This window comes from Desulfovibrio sp. SGI.133, assembly GCF_050313955.1.
Classification (GTDB): Bacteria; Desulfobacterota; Desulfovibrionia; order Desulfovibrionales; family Desulfovibrionaceae; genus Desulfovibrio.
Genome location: NZ_JBNPMK010000002.1, coordinates 1 through 14,628 on the forward strand (window position 1 = coordinate 1; position 14,628 = coordinate 14,628).

The following is a 14,628-nucleotide window of genomic DNA, read 5'->3' on the forward strand; positions in this document are numbered from 1 at the left end:
GTCCCCGCACCCCTCCCTTCCAAAAACTTTTGCCGCTGAGTCTGTGTTTTGCCAGCGGACCTGTGCATGGATGAGAATGCGGTTGCCTTGGCTGTGCAGATGCTCAAATCGAAAATGGTGTAAGGCAGCGGTGTTGCCATCGAACATTCAGCAATAGTGTTTGATTTCCGGGCCTGGCACGGAAAGCACACGATGGTATTTTATGGACCATCAGGCCTTTTCAAGGCGTCCTTCCCCCTACGGGCTGGTGATGGGCAGAATTTTTTTCAGAGCAGGAACATCCCTCAACTTGCGCCAGCCATAAAAAAGACTGCCTGTGATGCAGGCAGTCTTGATGGGCGGTTTTGGGGGAAGAGGGGGTGAGGGGGAGTGCCCCCTTTTCCTTACGGAAAGGGGCTCACTCCCCGCCAAAGGTTTTCCTAGTCCTTTTTCTGGTCCTTGAGCATCTTCACGGCGCAGAATTTGCCGCACATGGCGCAGACATCTTCATGCTTGTGATCTTCGCGGCGTTTGTCCAGCTGCTGGGGATCAAGGGCGGCTTCGCGCATCATGTCCCAGTCCAGGGCCTTACGGCCGGCGTTCATGGTGGCTTCGCGGCGCACGGCACGTTCGCGGCCCAGGGCCACTTCGCCCACATGGGCGGCCACGCGCGAGGCCATGACTCCGGCGCGCACATCTTCTTCATTGGGCAGGGTCAGGTGCTCGGCCGGGGTCAGGTAGCAGAGGAAGTCCACACCGGCTTCCACGCCCAGGGCACCGCCGATGGCACCGGCAATGTGGTCGTAGCCCGGGGCGCTGTCGCAGCACAGGGGGCCGAGGACATAGAGGGGAGCGTTGTTGGTCAGGCGCTTGATGCCCTGGATCTGGGTGCGGACCTGGTTCATGGGCACATGACCGGGACCTTCGATCATGCACTGCACGCCCTGTTCCAGAGCATACTTGGCCAGACGGCCCAGGGTGATGACTTCTTCCCACTGGGCGGCATCACCGGCATCCACACCGGCACCGGGGCGCAGGCCGTCGCCCAGGGACAGGGTGACGTTGAACTGGCGACACACGTCGATGAGACGGTCGAAATATTCCAGCAGGGGATTTTCCTTGCCGTTTTCCAGCATCCAGCGGGCCAGCATGGAGCCGCCACGGGAGACGACCCCCATGACGCGGTCCTGCTTGACGGCCATTTCCGCGCCGCGCTTGGTCAGACCGCAGTGCACGGTCATGAAATCCACGCCCTGGCGGGCCTGCTTTTCGATCTCGGCGAACAGGTCGTCAGGCTGCATGCTGGCGATGTTCCGGTCATTGTCCAAGATCTGCTGGCCCACGGAATACATGGGCACAGTGCCCAGCGGGCGGGGGCAGGCAGCCAGCATGCCGGTACGGATGGCATCCAGATCACCGGCGATGGAAAGATCCATGACCGTATCGGCCCCGGCTTCCAGGGCCACGGCCAGCTTGCGTTTTTCGGTGTGCAGACAGTTGCACAGCGGCGATGTGCCGATATTGGCGTTGACCTTGATGCGGGAAGGCTGACCCACAACGATGGGCGCCAGGCCCGCGTGGGCGGGGTTGCCCAGCAGGACCATGCTGCCGGCTTCGATGGCGCTGGTGATGGTTTCAGGGGCAAGGCCCTCTTCCTGGGAAAGGGCGGCCAGATGCTGGTCGAGAAGGCCGCGCAGGGCGGCGTTACGGGAGAGGATGGAAGACATGGGTTTGCATCCTTGGGTTTGGACGCAGGGCGCAAAAAAAGCCACAACCTGTCTTTCGCGGGTGCGGCTCAGCTTCCCTACGGCAGTGCGAACTGCGTCAGGTTCACAGGGTCTGGGACTATCCCACTCTCAGCCGTGCAACTGCCGTTCACGGCTCCCCTAGCTGGCGGGCACTGTAGCGGGCTTTGCTCCGGCTGTAAAGTATGCCCTCGGAGGCGCGGCTTGCAATAGCCGGGCAGCTGGACTAGGGTCAGGCGTCATCGCCCGGCTGCTGCAACCATTTTTTCAGGATGGCGGCAGGCCGGGATCGATGTCTGCTCAGGGCGCCGCGCGGCCCGGCTTTCGCTGTTCATGCGGAGGCCGTCTGCCGGATGGATGATGCGTCCTGGGCCCAGAGGAGAGCATGCAGCGTAAACGTTATCTCACCCCCCTGACATGGCCGGCCATCTCCTTTGCGGCCATGATCCTGCTGGGGACACTGGCCCTGTGCCTGCCCGTCTGTCATGGCGAGGGCGCTTCCCTTTCCGTGGTGGATGCTGCGTTCCTGTCCACTTCCGCCGTCTGTGTGACCGGCCTGTCCCCGGTGGACATCAGCCAGGTGCTGAGCCCTGTGGGACAGGGGGTGATGCTGGTCCTCATCCAGGTGGGCGGTCTGGGCGTCATGACCTATACCAGCCTGATCTTTCTCCTGTGGCGCAAGCAGGTGCCCTTCACCAGCCGCGAGGCCGTGAGCCAGGCCTTGCTGGGCGGGGATTTCAATATGGGGCAGTTCCTCCTGCAGGTCGTGTGCATCGTCCTGGGCGTGGAGCTGCTGGCCGCGCTGGTGCTGCTCCTGCATGATCCGGTATTCTTTTCTCCCTTCAGTGCCCTGTTTCATGCGGTCTCGGCCTTCTGCAACGCCGGTTTCGCTCTGGCGCCGGACAATATGGTCGCCTTCCGGGAAGATGGCCTGGTCTGCACGGTCATCTGCATCTGCATCGTCCTGGGGGGCATCGGTTTCGGCGTGCTGCGGGAATGCCTGGGCATCCTGAGCCGGGGGCGTCTGGCGCCGGTGACGCGTCTGAGCCGTCTGAGCCGCCTGGTCATCAATACCAGCCTGTTCCTCATCGTGGCCGGGGCGCTGCTGATCTTCGTGGTGGAGTGGCGTCGCGCCGGCAACGAGGATCTGGTGGGGGACGGCCTCCATCTGTTCCTGATCTCACTGTTCCACTCCATCTCCGCCCGAACCGCCGGTTTCAATATGGTGGACATGGCCAACTGGAGCCACGCGAGCTTGATGGTCCTGATGGTCCTGATGTTCATCGGCGGCGGACCGGGATCGTGCGCCGGCGGTATCAAGATCGTGACCTTCCGCCTGCTGGTGGGGTATGTGGTGGCCCAGGTGCGCGGGGATCGTCAGATCGTTTTCCACAAGCGGGGCGTGCCGCCGGAGAACCTGACGCGGGCCCTGACGCTCTTTTTGCTGTATACCCTGAGCATCTTTTTTTCCGTCTTTTTGCTGACCATCACAGAAAACGGCATCTTGCACCGGGTCGAGGGGCAAAGCATGGCCTTCGTCAATTTGCTGTTCGAGGTGGTCTCAGCGCAGGGCACCGTGGGACTGAGCGTGAATCTGACTCCGCAGCTGACCAGTGAAGGGAAGTGCATCCTGATATTCAATATGTTCGCCGGACGAGTGGGGCTACTCTCCCTGCTGCTGGCCCTGCGCAGCCTGCAGCCCAAGAAGGCCTATGCCTACGCGGAAAGTCAGCTGCCCGTGGGGTAACACCGGAGAAGGATAGTTTTGAAAGGACGCGGCCAAGACCGTGTCCGCGGCTGTTCCCGAAGCTGCCCCCGCGGGCGGCATCGGCGCCATCGTGACAAGGAGCCTGCATGGCAGAGAAAACTTTGGAAATCGGCATCATCGGTCTGGGGAAATTCGGCCTGCGCATGGCCACGACTCTGGCTTCCATGGGTCATACGGTCATCGGCATCGACATGTCCGATGCCCGTGTGCAGCTGGCCGAAGAGCTGCTGGACACGGTCTACAAGGCCGACGCCACCAGCCTGAGCGTCCTGCGCTCCCTGCATGTGCAGGATCTGGACTGGGTGGTCATCAGTGTAGGCGAAGGGGTGGAACAGTCCCTGAGCATCACGCTCAACGTCCAGGAGCTGGGCGGCCCCAAGATCTGGGTCAAGGCCTCCAATGAGGAACACAAAAAGATCCTGCAACGCCTGCATGTGGACAGGGCCATCGTACCCGAGATGGAAGCCGCCGTCATGGCCGCGCACCAGCTGTGCCATCCGGGTATGCTGGACCTGATCCCCAAATACGGCGGCATCGCCATCCAGGAGCTGCGCGTCAACAACTGGCACGGGCGCACGCTGGTGGACCTGAACCTGATCCAATCTTTCGGGGTCATGGTCATGGGCATCCGCCCGGCAGGCGAGCGCGCCTTCCAGTTCGTCCCGCCGGCACTCACCGTGCTGCACAAGGGCGATACGCTGGTGGTGGCCGGCAGGGCCGATGCCGTGCGCAAACTGGAGCCGTAGCCCTGCTTTGCTGTTTTTGACCAATAAAAAAGGACGCCGTGATGGCGTCCTTTTTTCGTTCAGCTGTCCAGCAGGGCCCGCGTCAGGATGGAGAAGCCCGACAGCCCTATGACGATGGCCAGCAGGCGTTGGAAGCTGGCCTCGCCGATCTTGCGGGCCAGAGGATAACTGATGAGCAGGCCCGTGCAACATCCCAGCAGGCAGGGGATCAGGCCCTGGAACACGGGGCCGGTATAATAGCCCGCCAGAAATTGCATGAGGACCAGAGGCAGGGAGAGCCCCAGAAAGTACAGGCTGATATTGCCGCGGGTGCGGTCCTTGTCCCAGTGGGCCAGCTGGGCATACATGCCGATGGCCGGGCCGCCAAGGCCGCTTACGGCCTGGATGAATCCGGCCAGCGCCCCGCTGACCGATCCCCAGAGCAGGGGGGAGCGCAGGGGACCCGGCCGGTGGGCCAGCAGATGCCAGGTCATGTGGGCCATGAGCATGATCCCCAGGCCCATCTGCAGGGCACGCGCGGGGATGAGCGGCAGCAGGGCCACGCCCAGCAGGGCACCGGGGATGGTGCCCAGGAGCAGCAGCCGGAGATCGGCCATGCGGTAATGATGGCGGAACTGCCAGCCCAGGATGGCAGGCAGCGGGATGCAGATGATGCAGGTGATGAGGGAGGCCGTCTTGATGTCCGTGACCAGCAGGACGATGGGCAAGGCGAAGATGCCCGCGCCCAGTCCGCTGATGCCGTTGACGATACCGCCCAGGGTCCAGCCTGTGAAACAGATGAAGAATGATGCCCAGTCCATAGGGGCAGTTACCCGGTTATGGTGGATGACGGAGAGGGCGCGTCGTCGTACAGCAGGGCCTCATATGCCGTCCAGGCGGGCAGACTCGCGTAGCAATGGCCCAAGGCTTTTTCCTGTTCCCGGCAATGCGGGGAACATTTCTCCAGGAACCTCCAGAATGCGGGGCCGTGGTTGGGGTGCCGCAGATGGGAGAGTTCGTGCCAGTACAGATGGTCCAGCAGGGCGGGCGGCAGCAGCACGGCCCGCCAGTTGAGGCGGATGCTGCCATTGGCCTTGGTACAGCTGCCCATGCGGAACTTCTGGTCCCGGATCGACACCCGCTGTAGCCGGAGGCCTCTTTGCGTCGCCAGTGCCCACAGGCGGGGCGGCAGTAAAAGTTCGGCCTGTCGGCGGCACCAGCCCCGCAGCAGATGGATGGCACTCTCGACGTCGTCGGTACCGTAGAGCTGCAGCTCGTCCTCCCTAACAAGGGCCAGCATCCTCGTGGTATCCTTGCGGAGGAGGAAGGGCGCTTCCCGGGCACTGTCCACGGCGCGGCGCCCCTCGGCCAGCGTGCCCGCGCGACGGATGTTCAGGACATCGCCGCGCAGGGGAAGGGCCACGGTGTCCGGCAGGGTCACCACGAGCGGCTCCGGGGCCAGGGGCAGCCATTTCTCCAGGGTGTCGAAACTGAGCGGCAGCAGATGGGGTATATCGGTGGCCGGGATATACGTCGGGAAGGCCAGAGCAAGGCGTCCGTCCTTTTTCCGCCGTACGGCCGGAATGCGCATGTGCGGGGAACGGACGATGGGCACACGCTTACGGCTGCCGTCCGCGAGTTCAAAGACGGCTTCCTTGAAGTGGGGGGCCACGGTGAAGCTGGTAATGGGAACTGGAGTTGTCATGGTCGTACGTTGCCACAGCGTCCCGGTGATGTAAACGGATGAAAGTAAATAAAAGATATAATAATTCAAGCGTGTTGTTTGTAACACTACTTGTTTTTTATGGATTTTGACGCTATGCAGACGACAGGCAGCCCGATAATTTTTTCGGGAAAATGGAAAAAGTGCTTGCATTCGCTAATGAGATTTATTATCAATAGCTCAACGGGGAACGAAACAAGACCTCCTCAACACCAAGCACACCAACAGAGCCACGGCTCGGGAGACAGCATATGAAATCTTTGAAAGGTACCCAGACCGAGAAAAACATCCTGACCGCTTTTGCCGGTGAATCTCAGGCCCGCAACCGTTACGACTTCTTTGCTGCCAAAGCCAAAAGCGATGGCTACGTCCTGGTCCGCGACATCTTCCAGGAAACCGCCCTGCAGGAAAAGGAACACGCCAAGCGCCTGTTCAAGTTCCTCGAAGGCGGCGATGTGGAGATCGTGGGTGCATTCCCTGCCGGCATCATCGGCGCCACCGAAGCCAACCTGCTGGCCTCCGCTGCCGGTGAAAACCACGAGCACACGGAAATGTATCCTTCCTTCGCCGCTGTGGCCGAAAAGGAAGGTTTCTCCGAGATCGCCGCTGTGATGCGCAATATCGCCGTGGCCGAAGCCTACCACGAAAAGCGCTTCCTGGCCTTGGCCAAGGACATCAAGGAAGGCCGCATGTTCATGCGTGAAAAAGCCACCGTGTGGCGCTGCCGCAACTGCGGTTGCCTGGTGGAAGGTACCCACGCTCCCGATCTGTGCCCGGCCTGTGCCCATCCCAAGGCCCACTTCGAAGAACTGAACTACACCTTCTAGTCCTTTCCTGACGTAGCCTGCCCGCTACAGTATGGATACCCGGGGCCGTGGCGAGATGCCGCGGCCCCTTTTTGTATACCGGGCAAAAAAGGCCCTCCCTTCGTAAAGGGAGGGCCTTTTGCGTTGCAAAGGAATATGCCTCAGGTGCAGGGCCGTCGCGGGGAGGACTTTTCCTGGCAAGGCGAGGTCTGACAAGACGTCTCTGCCGGGATGCGGATATGACGGGACAGAAAAGCAGACAAAGCAAAGCGGGCAAGCCCGCAGCTGGCGCGTCGCTGAGGCTGTCCGGCATCCCGCGCCCTTCCGGCATCAGGCAGCGCCCGGGAACCGTTTCACACCCTCTCCGCCACTTTCTTCAGGGCAGACGCGGCCCCTGGCCCGAGAACAGGTCAAAGTTGTTGCCCAGGCGTCCGGCACCATTGAGCAGGGTCTTGCTCAGGGAAAGATAGTCCGTGCTGCTTTTGCTGCGCAGCTGCCGTTCCCGGGCCTGGGCTCCCTGGGCGGCATTGCGCTGGTTCCAGGCCTGGACTTCCTGATTGTAGGCCGCGCGTTCGCCCTGTTCCTCAATGGACAGGGCATCCAGTTCTCCCTTTTCCCGCAGGTCGAGCTGGCTGTCTAAATGGCTGCCGCTATCGATCTGTGCGCCCGAGGCCCCGGCCTGTGCCCGCTGTTTGCCGACCAGCAGGGATGTTTCCTGGCGTTTGCGCACCGCCTTATCGTAACTGTCTGCCCGGGTCTGCCGGGCTTCTTCTTCGGCCATGCGGGCATTTTCTTCAGCGACCTGCGCATTGCGTCGGGCCATGTCGGCGGAGAATTCCGCCTGCTTGCGCTGCTCTTCCTGACGGCTCACGGCACTCCAGGTGCCCACGGCGGTGCTGGCAAGGGTCACGGCGGCCCCCAGCAGGGCCGCGGTACTGCTAGCCACGGCCATCAGCGCAGCTCCTTGTGCCAGACGCTTTCCGTATGGCGGGCCCCCAGGCGGCGGTACAGGGCGTCACAGGGGCGGGAGGCCGGGGAACTGTACTGGATTACGTCCGTACCACGTTCCTTGAGCCCGGCCTCGGCCGCACGCAGCAACTTCAGGACGGTCAGGCCCTTGCGGGCGGCTGGTGCCAGATACAGGCCATCCAGAGCGGCCAGACGCTTTCCCGGACGGTGCGGGCAATCCGTCAGGGTGAAGGCGGCGTAGCCCTGCAGGCTGCCGGAGCTGTCCCGGGCCGTCACCACATGCAGCATGCCCAGCCGCTCCCAGCAGGCATAGCGTTCCGTGTCCAGGGCGTAGACCTGCGGGCCGAACAGGGCGGCCTCGCTCTCGTCCCAGTGGGCCTGCAACAGGGGCGGCAGCTCCGGCAGCAGGCGTTCGAGCGGTTCACAGTGACAATGGATCATGCTCTCTCCTTGGTTCATATCTCCGCAAATTCCACATCCAGGCTCAGGGCCAGCAGATGGAAGGGCAGGGGACGTTCCTGTACCAGCCAGATGGTGGCCGAGGGGCTGTGTCCTCCGGCGGGCAAAAAATCCACATCGCCGCTGAAAGGTTGGCAGGCCTCATCCCAGCGCCGGGGCAGGAAGGGGATGTCGTAAAGTTCGTCGCGGCCGGCTCCGTAGCGCCCGCCCACGCTGCGGTACAGGCGCAGGCAGCAGCGGCCCAGCGCTCGTTGCCGTCCCAGTGTGCTGCCGGATTCGCCGTTGCCCTCCACGGGCAGGGGCGACAGGACGGAGGCATAGGGCAGGCCTGCCTGGACGATGCGGGCGGCAAAGGGCAACCGGATGCGGCCCTGCCGCACCACGCAGCCTTCCACGGGGCTCCCGTCCGCCAGCACGGCCAGGGACTGGCCTTCCAGATGGTCGAGCCCGTCCACGTCGTTGACCGCTTCTTCCCGGTGAAGGCTCAGACCGCAATCCACGAAGAAGGCTTTCTCCACAGGGTCGCTGTCCTGCCACTGGGGGGCCAGACGTTCCAGACAGTAGCGGGTGCCGCCGTCCGTATCCCGGCGGCGGACCACCAGCAACAGTTCGTCGCTGTCCGGGCCGGAGATGCTGCACACGGACAGCACCTCTCCGGCCGTGGGATGGCGGCTCCAGCCCCAGATGTCGTGCTCCTTGAGATAGGTCAGGGCCAGCAGCAGGCCGTCGTCGCGTACGATCCAGAGCACGGATCCCGGCGTCTGCTGGTAGGCCCACTGACGCAGGCGGTGGCCTTCGAACAGATGCGGCGCCAGGATGGAAAGGTCATTGCCCGCGTAGCCGTCTTTTTCCAGCGAATAGAAAAGGTCGCGCACATGGGCGCCATGGCGCTGCACATGCAGGATGGCATTGCCGATGATGATGGGCGCAAGGCCCGCGCTGCCCCAGTAGGACTGGGCCGTGATGGTGATGTTGCTTGGAGTGATGGCACTGCCGTTGCCGCCGGCCTTGTATTCGCTGCCCGAGGTGCCCAGCAGCAGGTCCCCGAAGCTGGCGGCCCAGGCGATGGCGTCGATGGAGCCGGACGCGATGAGGTATTCCACCGGGTCGTCGTCCTGCAGGGGGCGGGACTTGCGGAAGTTCTCGAAGTCCCCGCTGCGCGAAAGGTAGAAGGCCTGCGGGCTGTCGCGTGTGCCCGCCAGGACCATGCGCTGCTGGTGGAAGGCCACCACGGACGGATTGTTGCCGTCGGCGAACGGGTCCCAGTCCTCGCGCGGGGTATCGGCGGTGTCTGTCTGATAGTTGTTGTCCGAAAATGTCGTGCCGCTGCTGACGCCGATGAAGCCGTAGTACCCGGCCTCCTCCCGGTAGATATTGTATTCCGTGGCGCCTTCCACGGCTGTCCAGGAGATGTCCGTGCGGTTGCCCACCACCCAGTCGGAGGGATGCTTGCCGTTACAGCTGCCCGCCTCCGACGCCAGCGACTGTTTGCCGTTGGCGTCCACGGCCACGATCTTGTAGCGCAGCGTGTAGCCGAGGCCGGCGTCATCGTCGTTGTTGCCGCGCACGAACGTACAGCTGGGGGCTTTGGGGGCAGGCAGACTGCTGTTGAGGGCCACGGCTTCCAGCGTCCAGCGGTACCCGTGGCTGCGGATGGCATTTTCCGGCAGGGGGGCTTCCGGTTCGCTGTCCGTACTGCGGACGAGCTTGTGCAGCGGATAGGCCGTATGGGCCAGATAGACGGTATCCCCCACCTGCGCGGCGCAGATCTCCAGCAGATGTCGGGCTTCGTAGGGGGTGGGCAGCCGGGGGATGCTCCCTTCCTGCGGATCGAAACCGTGGATGTCGGCGATACTGAGGCTATTCCCCGAAAGGACGAGCACGAAGTTCTGTTCCGCCAGAGCATTGAAGCTGAAAGGCAGGAGCACGGCCTCGTCTTCGAGGCTGCCCAGGAACAGGGTCCCGGGGCGACGGCGCACGTCGCCGTGCAGGCCGGGCAGCATATTCTCCATGCATTGCACGGAACTGCCGTAACGGGAAAGGTCATAGCGGGCGGCCAGGATGGGGGAGACCTCGCCGCCGGTGAAGTTGTGCAGGGCTATGCGCATGGATCCTCGAAAAAGGTGGAGGTTGCGGGATGGGCAGGGGGGCCGGGGAAAAGCCTGTGGGAGCTGCCCCGGATCGTGTGGAAAAAGGCCGCATCACAGGACGTGGAGGGGGAATGGGATCGGCCAGACGCAGAAGGCTCGTGTTCACGTTGCCGCATCTGTTCAAGGCTGTATGCTTCCGGGCGTGTGCCGGGGCCGGTATCCGTTGCAAAGACGGTGGGCCGTCCTCGCATCCGCCGAGGCTCAGGCCGCGCTTGCTTCTTCCCATTGCCACATGCCCGCCGTGCCCGGCACCCAGACGCAGGCGGGCATGTCGGCCTTGGCCAGCCAGAGTGTGCCTTCGTAGCTGTAGTAGCTGTCCTTCGTGACATCCATGCCGTAGAGGAAGGCGAAGGGATGTTCCCGGCTGCCGTCCGGTTCGTCACCGGTCTCCGGGTCCACGGACAGCGGACGGTACACGGCCAGCATCCCGGCAGCATCCGGGGGCTGGTTCTCGATGGCCGTGACTTCCTGCATCACCTCATAGACGATGCCCTTGTGGGCCAGGCGGTAGCCCTTGGCATAGGTCTGCCCGGCGGCCCAGTCCGTGAACAGTCCGGCTTGGGCCAGTGTCGTGAACTCCTCCGGCCTGAATGATGCGGTCTGGATATGTGCCGCCACCACACTGGCGTTCACGACCGACATGGCAGCGGCATACATTTCATGCTGCCGCTCTTCGGGCGTCAGGGGCACCTGCTCCCATACACGCATGTAGTGCCCGTCGATGAGCCGGATAGCCCCCGGCTCGACGTTATGGCCATTCTCCGGCGCAGGGGGATCAGATTCGTACACTCTGTACCACGTTCCCCGTATCCGGTCGGCATCGGCAGGGAAGGACGTATGATACATGGCACACACTTCGGCATGTGCCCGTTCTTCTTTCGTATCAGGGTTGTAATACACTGTCTTACCTCCCAAGGTATTTTATGACCGCTATCCCGGGAGCCCCGTTGCCGCCCTGGCCGATGTTCCTGTCCTGAGTGGCCGGGACACCGCCGCCACCGCCACCGCCGGCCCCATAACCAGAGCCGCCTGTACCGCCGGCACCGGACGCTACGTTCGTATTGGTCCCCGGGTCCACCCCGTTGCTGGCTTTTACGCCGCTGCCGTAACCGTTCTGTCCGTTCCCGCCCCTGCGGCCTTCGTAGCCGCTGGCGGTCTCGCCATTCCCGCCGGACCAGCCCCCGGTACCTCCGGCGCTGTAGGACGCATTCCCGCCATTGGCTCCGGGAGAGGCGCTGACATAGTCCCCGAATCTCGACGTGCCGCCGGCAGAGGCGATGCTGACGGAGACGGAAGCCCCGCGCACGAGCGTGACGCGCTTCACCGTTACCGGCGCAGCGCCGCCCCCACCCCCGCCGCCGCCTCCTTTCAAGCGGTCTGAACCTGTAAGGCTGTAGGTCTTGCCGCCGGCACCGCCACGCCCTCCGCCACCGACAAGGGTGACCTCGTACGTCCCGGTCACGGGGACCGCAAACACGTCACTAGTGGTGAACGTCCAGGAATCCCCAGGTTTGGCCGGAGCGCCGTTGCCCAGGAGATGACGCCCGAGCATCATGCTACCCCCGTCATGACTTGCGCGGCATAGTAGGTCTCGCCACCGTCGATGGTAAAAAAGGTTATTACATCGACACCGCTTGCCATGAGCGAAGGCGGCACTCCATCTGCCCATTTGAACGAGTCAGGCCACGTTACGGCAGACGTTCCGCCGTTGGTCAGGACCAGCGTGCCGAGCTGGAAAGAGCTGCCGGCATGGGCCGTGACCGTAAATGTGGTATCGGCGGCCACGGCATGGGTGAAATTGTTGGAGGTCTTCAGGTCAAGGACCACGGCCTCGCCTGTGACATCCTGCAAGGCTTCGGCCACCGCACCGGTCAGGGTCCCGCCGGAAAGTTGCAGACAGTTGGCCGTCCAGCTCTCGTCCAGCGTGCCGTCTTCCCCGGCCTGGGGCACGGCGTTGGCTGCCGCCGTCACGCTGGCCAGCACGCTGCCCCGCCGGGTGGCGTCGGCCTTACGGACGCGCAATTTGCCGTCCTTCTCCAGCGAAAGACCATCCTCGTCGCCGGTCTGAGGCATGACGCTGCCCAGGCTGGTGGGGGTGGCGATGGCCGAAGCCCCGGAGTCGCCCTTGGGGATGCCGAGATGCAGGATGCCGGTCTCCGGATCATAATCGCCGCTGGCGGGCAGACCGGGATCGAGCGTGGCCACCTCTACCTGCAATCCCAGGATGGACGCAGCGCTCTGGGCGGCCCTGTCCTCGCTCCCTGCCGCGGCCTCCGCGCTCTGACGGGCTGCCGTGGCGCTTTGGGAGGCGGAAGCGGCACTGGCGGCTGCCTCTGCCCGGCTGTGGTCGGCGGCTTCTGCCGAGGTCGCCGCGGCCTGTGCACTGGCGGCTGCCTGCGAAGCGCTGGTGGCGGCTGCTGATTCGCTGGCCTGGGCAGCTGCGGCGCTGGCCTTGGCGGTCTTTTCCGCCTGCAGGAGCTGCTCGGCCATCTTGATGGGTGTCTCGTTGCTGGTGGGGGGCAGGATGACTGCCCGCTGGAGCTGTTCCAGCAGCTGCTGGCGTTCGGCCGTGGCCCGGTCGAGGCCTGTCTCGATGACTTCGGCATCGAAGCGGGTCCCGGACACCAGGTCGATCTGCTGCTCAAAAGGCATGTTGCGGGTGATGGCCAGTTTCCAGCCTGCGGGCAGGGGAGCGCCTTCGTGAAGATAGGTCACGCTGCCGCCGTCGTCGTTCAGGCGGGCGGTCCAGCCATTGGCCGGGCGGCTGTTGCCGTCGGGGCCGGTCAGGGTGACGGTCAGTTGTTCCGTCCCCCAGACTTTGAAGGAAAAAGGAAAATCCGTAGCCGTACCGTTGCCTTCGAACAGGGCGCGGCCGGGACTGTAAGGCATGGTCATGCGAACTCCCGGAAAAGAGGCGGACAGGGAAGGCCGCCATACAGTGAAAAGCTGGTATCGGGCCGTCAGCGGGCCTGCAACCAGCTGTCGGGCAGGGGCAGGGGGCGGCGCTCGCTGGCATCGGACTGCCTGGCCTGGGGAAGGCTGGCGCTGTAGAGCTGTTCCAGCTCCGCGATCTTCTGGCTGTTGCTCTTGAGCAGCGGTGCCGCCAGCAGGCAGGCCAGCTTGCGGGCCAGCATGTGGGCGAAAAGGTCGTCGAACTGGTGGCAGTGGCGCACGTCTTCCGTATAGAGCAGCAAGGCCCGGCTGGCGCTGGTGAGCAGGATGGTGGCATCTCCGGCGGGATCCCGCGCCAGACAGAAGGGGCGCGGCAGCAGGCCTTCGTGCCGGACCTCATGAGCTTTGAGGCAGGCCTCAGGCAGGGCGTAGGCAAAGCGGTATTCCTGTTCGAATCCCGTGGGCAGGGCCACCCGGGCCAGCCAGGCCCGGCGCTGGGCAAAGGCCCAGGGGTAGTCGCGCAGGGCCTGCCGCCGGGCACTGTCCCAGTACAGGCGGCATTGCAGGGCCTCGGGCGTGTTCTCGTCCTCGGCGGCGATGCTGCGGGCGCCCAAAAAGCCCAGGGCCCGGTTCCAGATGGCGATCTGGGTCAGGGTCTCCATATGTCTTCCTTGTGATGGCATCAGGGAAAAGGGAACGGGGGGCTCCCTCACGATGGGCAGGGGGGGGGCAAGCGTTCGCCCCACCCCATAAATGAGGGATCTGTCGCCCGCCGGTCGCGGGCATGATCCTGTCTCCGGTGCGGCGACCGGGCTATGAGATGGCCCGGCCGCTTCCGGGGCGGGAAAAGGACTAGCGCACGCGCAGTTCCTTTTCGTAGGGGAAGTCTTCTTCGCGCAGCAGGGCCGCGAAGATGTGCCCGTCATGGCTGCCGCTCCCGGCCGGAGACAGCTTGAGGCGCAGCCAGCTCTTGCGCACGGCCTGGGGCACGAAGCGCCAGCCCAGGCGGGCGCCCTCTCCCAGTTCCGCCCCCTGGACGGTGATGGCAGCACCGGGCACGTCCTGCCATTCGCCTTCGGCGCTGTCGGCTTCCTGCAGGGTCAGGGCCAGCGAGGTGGTCTGTTCTTCGGCGAAAGCCTTGGTCACGGAGATGCGCAGCGGCATGGGCTCCATGCGGCCGGGCAGGCGCAGGGCTGTGAGGGGGACGGCCTTGCCGGTGCTTTCGGCACTCAGGGGGCCCTCGAAAAGGATGCAATGACTGTCGATGATGGCCATGAAAACTCCTTGTTTCCTGAAAAAATGCATGGGGAGCGGACGTATGACGGCCGCAGGTCGTGCAGGCAGAGGGGAGGACAACCGGGGGGCGTCGGGGCACGATGGAGGCGGAGAAGGGGGCGCCGCTGCACGGACAG

Annotated in this window: 13 protein-coding genes and 1 riboswitch; of the genes, 3 read left to right on the forward strand and 10 right to left on the reverse strand. The window is 64.0% G+C overall.

The window, feature by feature from the left end; all coding sequences use genetic code 11:
- Nucleotides 1-419 precede the first annotated feature (419 nt).
- Nucleotides 420-1,706, reverse strand: coding sequence for a phosphomethylpyrimidine synthase ThiC (gene thiC, locus ACQRBR_RS02765; RefSeq protein WP_427812262.1), 1,287 nt, complete (start codon nt 1,704-1,706; stop codon nt 420-422).
- A gap of 57 nt (nt 1,707-1,763) precedes the next feature.
- Nucleotides 1,764-1,877, reverse strand: a riboswitch (TPP riboswitch).
- Between the two features lie 232 nt (nt 1,878-2,109).
- Here thiC and ACQRBR_RS02770 point away from each other — a divergent pair.
- Together ACQRBR_RS02770 and ACQRBR_RS02775 are read left to right on the forward strand one after the other, a co-directional pair.
- Entirely contained in the window at nt 2,110-3,471 is a 1,362-nt protein-coding gene (locus ACQRBR_RS02770; RefSeq protein ID WP_427812263.1) for a TrkH family potassium uptake protein, read from the forward strand.
- Nucleotides 3,472-3,578: 107 nt separating this feature from the next.
- Nucleotides 3,579-4,238 (forward strand): potassium channel family protein, encoded by a 660-nt coding sequence (locus ACQRBR_RS02775; RefSeq protein WP_303878306.1) that lies wholly within the window; start codon nt 3,579-3,581, stop codon nt 4,236-4,238.
- Nucleotides 4,239-4,297: 59 nt separating this feature from the next.
- Here the strand turns inward: ACQRBR_RS02775 and ACQRBR_RS02780 are convergent, their stop codons facing one another.
- Both ACQRBR_RS02780 and ACQRBR_RS02785 read right to left on the reverse strand, forming a co-directional pair.
- Nucleotides 4,298-5,038: a sulfite exporter TauE/SafE family protein gene (locus tag ACQRBR_RS02780; RefSeq protein ID WP_427812264.1), complete on the reverse strand. Its 741-nt coding sequence runs from the start codon at nt 5,036-5,038 to the stop codon at nt 4,298-4,300.
- A gap of 8 nt (nt 5,039-5,046) precedes the next feature.
- Nucleotides 5,047-5,922, reverse strand: coding sequence for a M48 family metallopeptidase (locus ACQRBR_RS02785; RefSeq protein ID WP_427812265.1), 876 nt, complete (start codon nt 5,920-5,922; stop codon nt 5,047-5,049).
- 269 nt (nt 5,923-6,191) lie between these two features.
- Between ACQRBR_RS02785 and rbr the strand changes: the two genes are divergently transcribed.
- Complete coding sequence (gene rbr, locus ACQRBR_RS02790) at nt 6,192-6,767, forward strand: rubrerythrin (protein WP_006006079.1); 576 nt, start codon at nt 6,192-6,194, stop codon at nt 6,765-6,767.
- 355 nt (nt 6,768-7,122) lie between these two features.
- Here rbr and ACQRBR_RS02795 read toward each other — a convergent pair whose 3' ends face one another.
- The 7 genes from ACQRBR_RS02795 to ACQRBR_RS02825 all read right to left on the reverse strand — a co-directional run bounded on the left by ACQRBR_RS02795 (nt 7,123) and on the right by ACQRBR_RS02825 (nt 14,491).
- Entirely contained in the window at nt 7,123-7,698 is a 576-nt protein-coding gene (locus ACQRBR_RS02795; RefSeq protein ID WP_303878299.1) for a hypothetical protein, read from the reverse strand.
- A complete protein-coding gene (locus ACQRBR_RS02800; RefSeq protein ID WP_427812266.1) occupies nt 7,698-8,156 on the reverse strand; it encodes a GNAT family N-acetyltransferase in 459 nt (152 codons plus the stop codon). Before ACQRBR_RS02800 ends, ACQRBR_RS02795 begins: the two co-directional genes overlap by 1 nt.
- Before the next feature lie 14 nt (nt 8,157-8,170).
- Complete coding sequence (locus ACQRBR_RS02805) at nt 8,171-10,282, reverse strand: hypothetical protein (protein ID WP_427812267.1); 2,112 nt, start codon at nt 10,280-10,282, stop codon at nt 8,171-8,173.
- Nucleotides 10,283-10,525: 243 nt separating this feature from the next.
- Nucleotides 10,526-11,113: a hypothetical protein gene (locus ACQRBR_RS02810; protein ID WP_427812268.1), complete on the reverse strand. Its 588-nt coding sequence runs from the start codon at nt 11,111-11,113 to the stop codon at nt 10,526-10,528.
- Nucleotides 11,114-11,875: 762 nt separating this feature from the next.
- Nucleotides 11,876-13,219 (reverse strand): hypothetical protein, encoded by a 1,344-nt coding sequence (locus ACQRBR_RS02815; protein WP_427812269.1) that lies wholly within the window; start codon nt 13,217-13,219, stop codon nt 11,876-11,878.
- Nucleotides 13,220-13,284: 65 nt separating this feature from the next.
- Nucleotides 13,285-13,878, reverse strand: a complete 594-nt coding sequence (locus ACQRBR_RS02820; RefSeq protein WP_427812270.1) for a hypothetical protein — start codon at nt 13,876-13,878, stop codon at nt 13,285-13,287.
- Between the two features lie 190 nt (nt 13,879-14,068).
- The gene (locus ACQRBR_RS02825; protein ID WP_303878287.1) at nt 14,069-14,491 is read right to left on the reverse strand and encodes a hypothetical protein; all 423 of its coding nucleotides are present in this window, start codon (nt 14,489-14,491) and stop codon (nt 14,069-14,071) included.
- Between the last annotated feature and the right edge of the window lie 137 nt (nt 14,492-14,628).

Excerpts from the sequence above, each read along its gene's own strand:
- thiC (WP_427812262.1), bottom strand. The coding sequence starts at position 1,706 with ATGTCTTCCATCCTCTCCCGTAACGCCGCCCTGCGCGGCCTTCTCGAC.
- ACQRBR_RS02770 (WP_427812263.1), top strand. The coding sequence starts at position 2,110 with ATGCAGCGTAAACGTTATCTCACCCCCCTGACATGGCCGGCCATCTCC.
- ACQRBR_RS02775 (WP_303878306.1), top strand. The coding sequence starts at position 3,579 with ATGGCAGAGAAAACTTTGGAAATCGGCATCATCGGTCTGGGGAAATTC.
- ACQRBR_RS02780 (WP_427812264.1), bottom strand. The coding sequence starts at position 5,038 with ATGGACTGGGCATCATTCTTCATCTGTTTCACAGGCTGGACCCTGGGC.
- ACQRBR_RS02785 (WP_427812265.1), bottom strand. The coding sequence starts at position 5,922 with ATGACAACTCCAGTTCCCATTACCAGCTTCACCGTGGCCCCCCACTTC.
- rbr (WP_006006079.1), top strand. The coding sequence starts at position 6,192 with ATGAAATCTTTGAAAGGTACCCAGACCGAGAAAAACATCCTGACCGCT.
- ACQRBR_RS02795 (WP_303878299.1), bottom strand. The coding sequence starts at position 7,698 with ATGGCCGTGGCTAGCAGTACCGCGGCCCTGCTGGGGGCCGCCGTGACC.
- ACQRBR_RS02800 (WP_427812266.1), bottom strand. The coding sequence starts at position 8,156 with ATGATCCATTGTCACTGTGAACCGCTCGAACGCCTGCTGCCGGAGCTG.
- ACQRBR_RS02805 (WP_427812267.1), bottom strand. The coding sequence starts at position 10,282 with ATGCGCATAGCCCTGCACAACTTCACCGGCGGCGAGGTCTCCCCCATC.
- ACQRBR_RS02815 (WP_427812269.1), bottom strand. The coding sequence starts at position 13,219 with ATGACCATGCCTTACAGTCCCGGCCGCGCCCTGTTCGAAGGCAACGGT.
- ACQRBR_RS02820 (WP_427812270.1), bottom strand. The coding sequence starts at position 13,878 with ATGGAGACCCTGACCCAGATCGCCATCTGGAACCGGGCCCTGGGCTTT.
- ACQRBR_RS02825 (WP_303878287.1), bottom strand. The coding sequence starts at position 14,491 with ATGGCCATCATCGACAGTCATTGCATCCTTTTCGAGGGCCCCCTGAGT.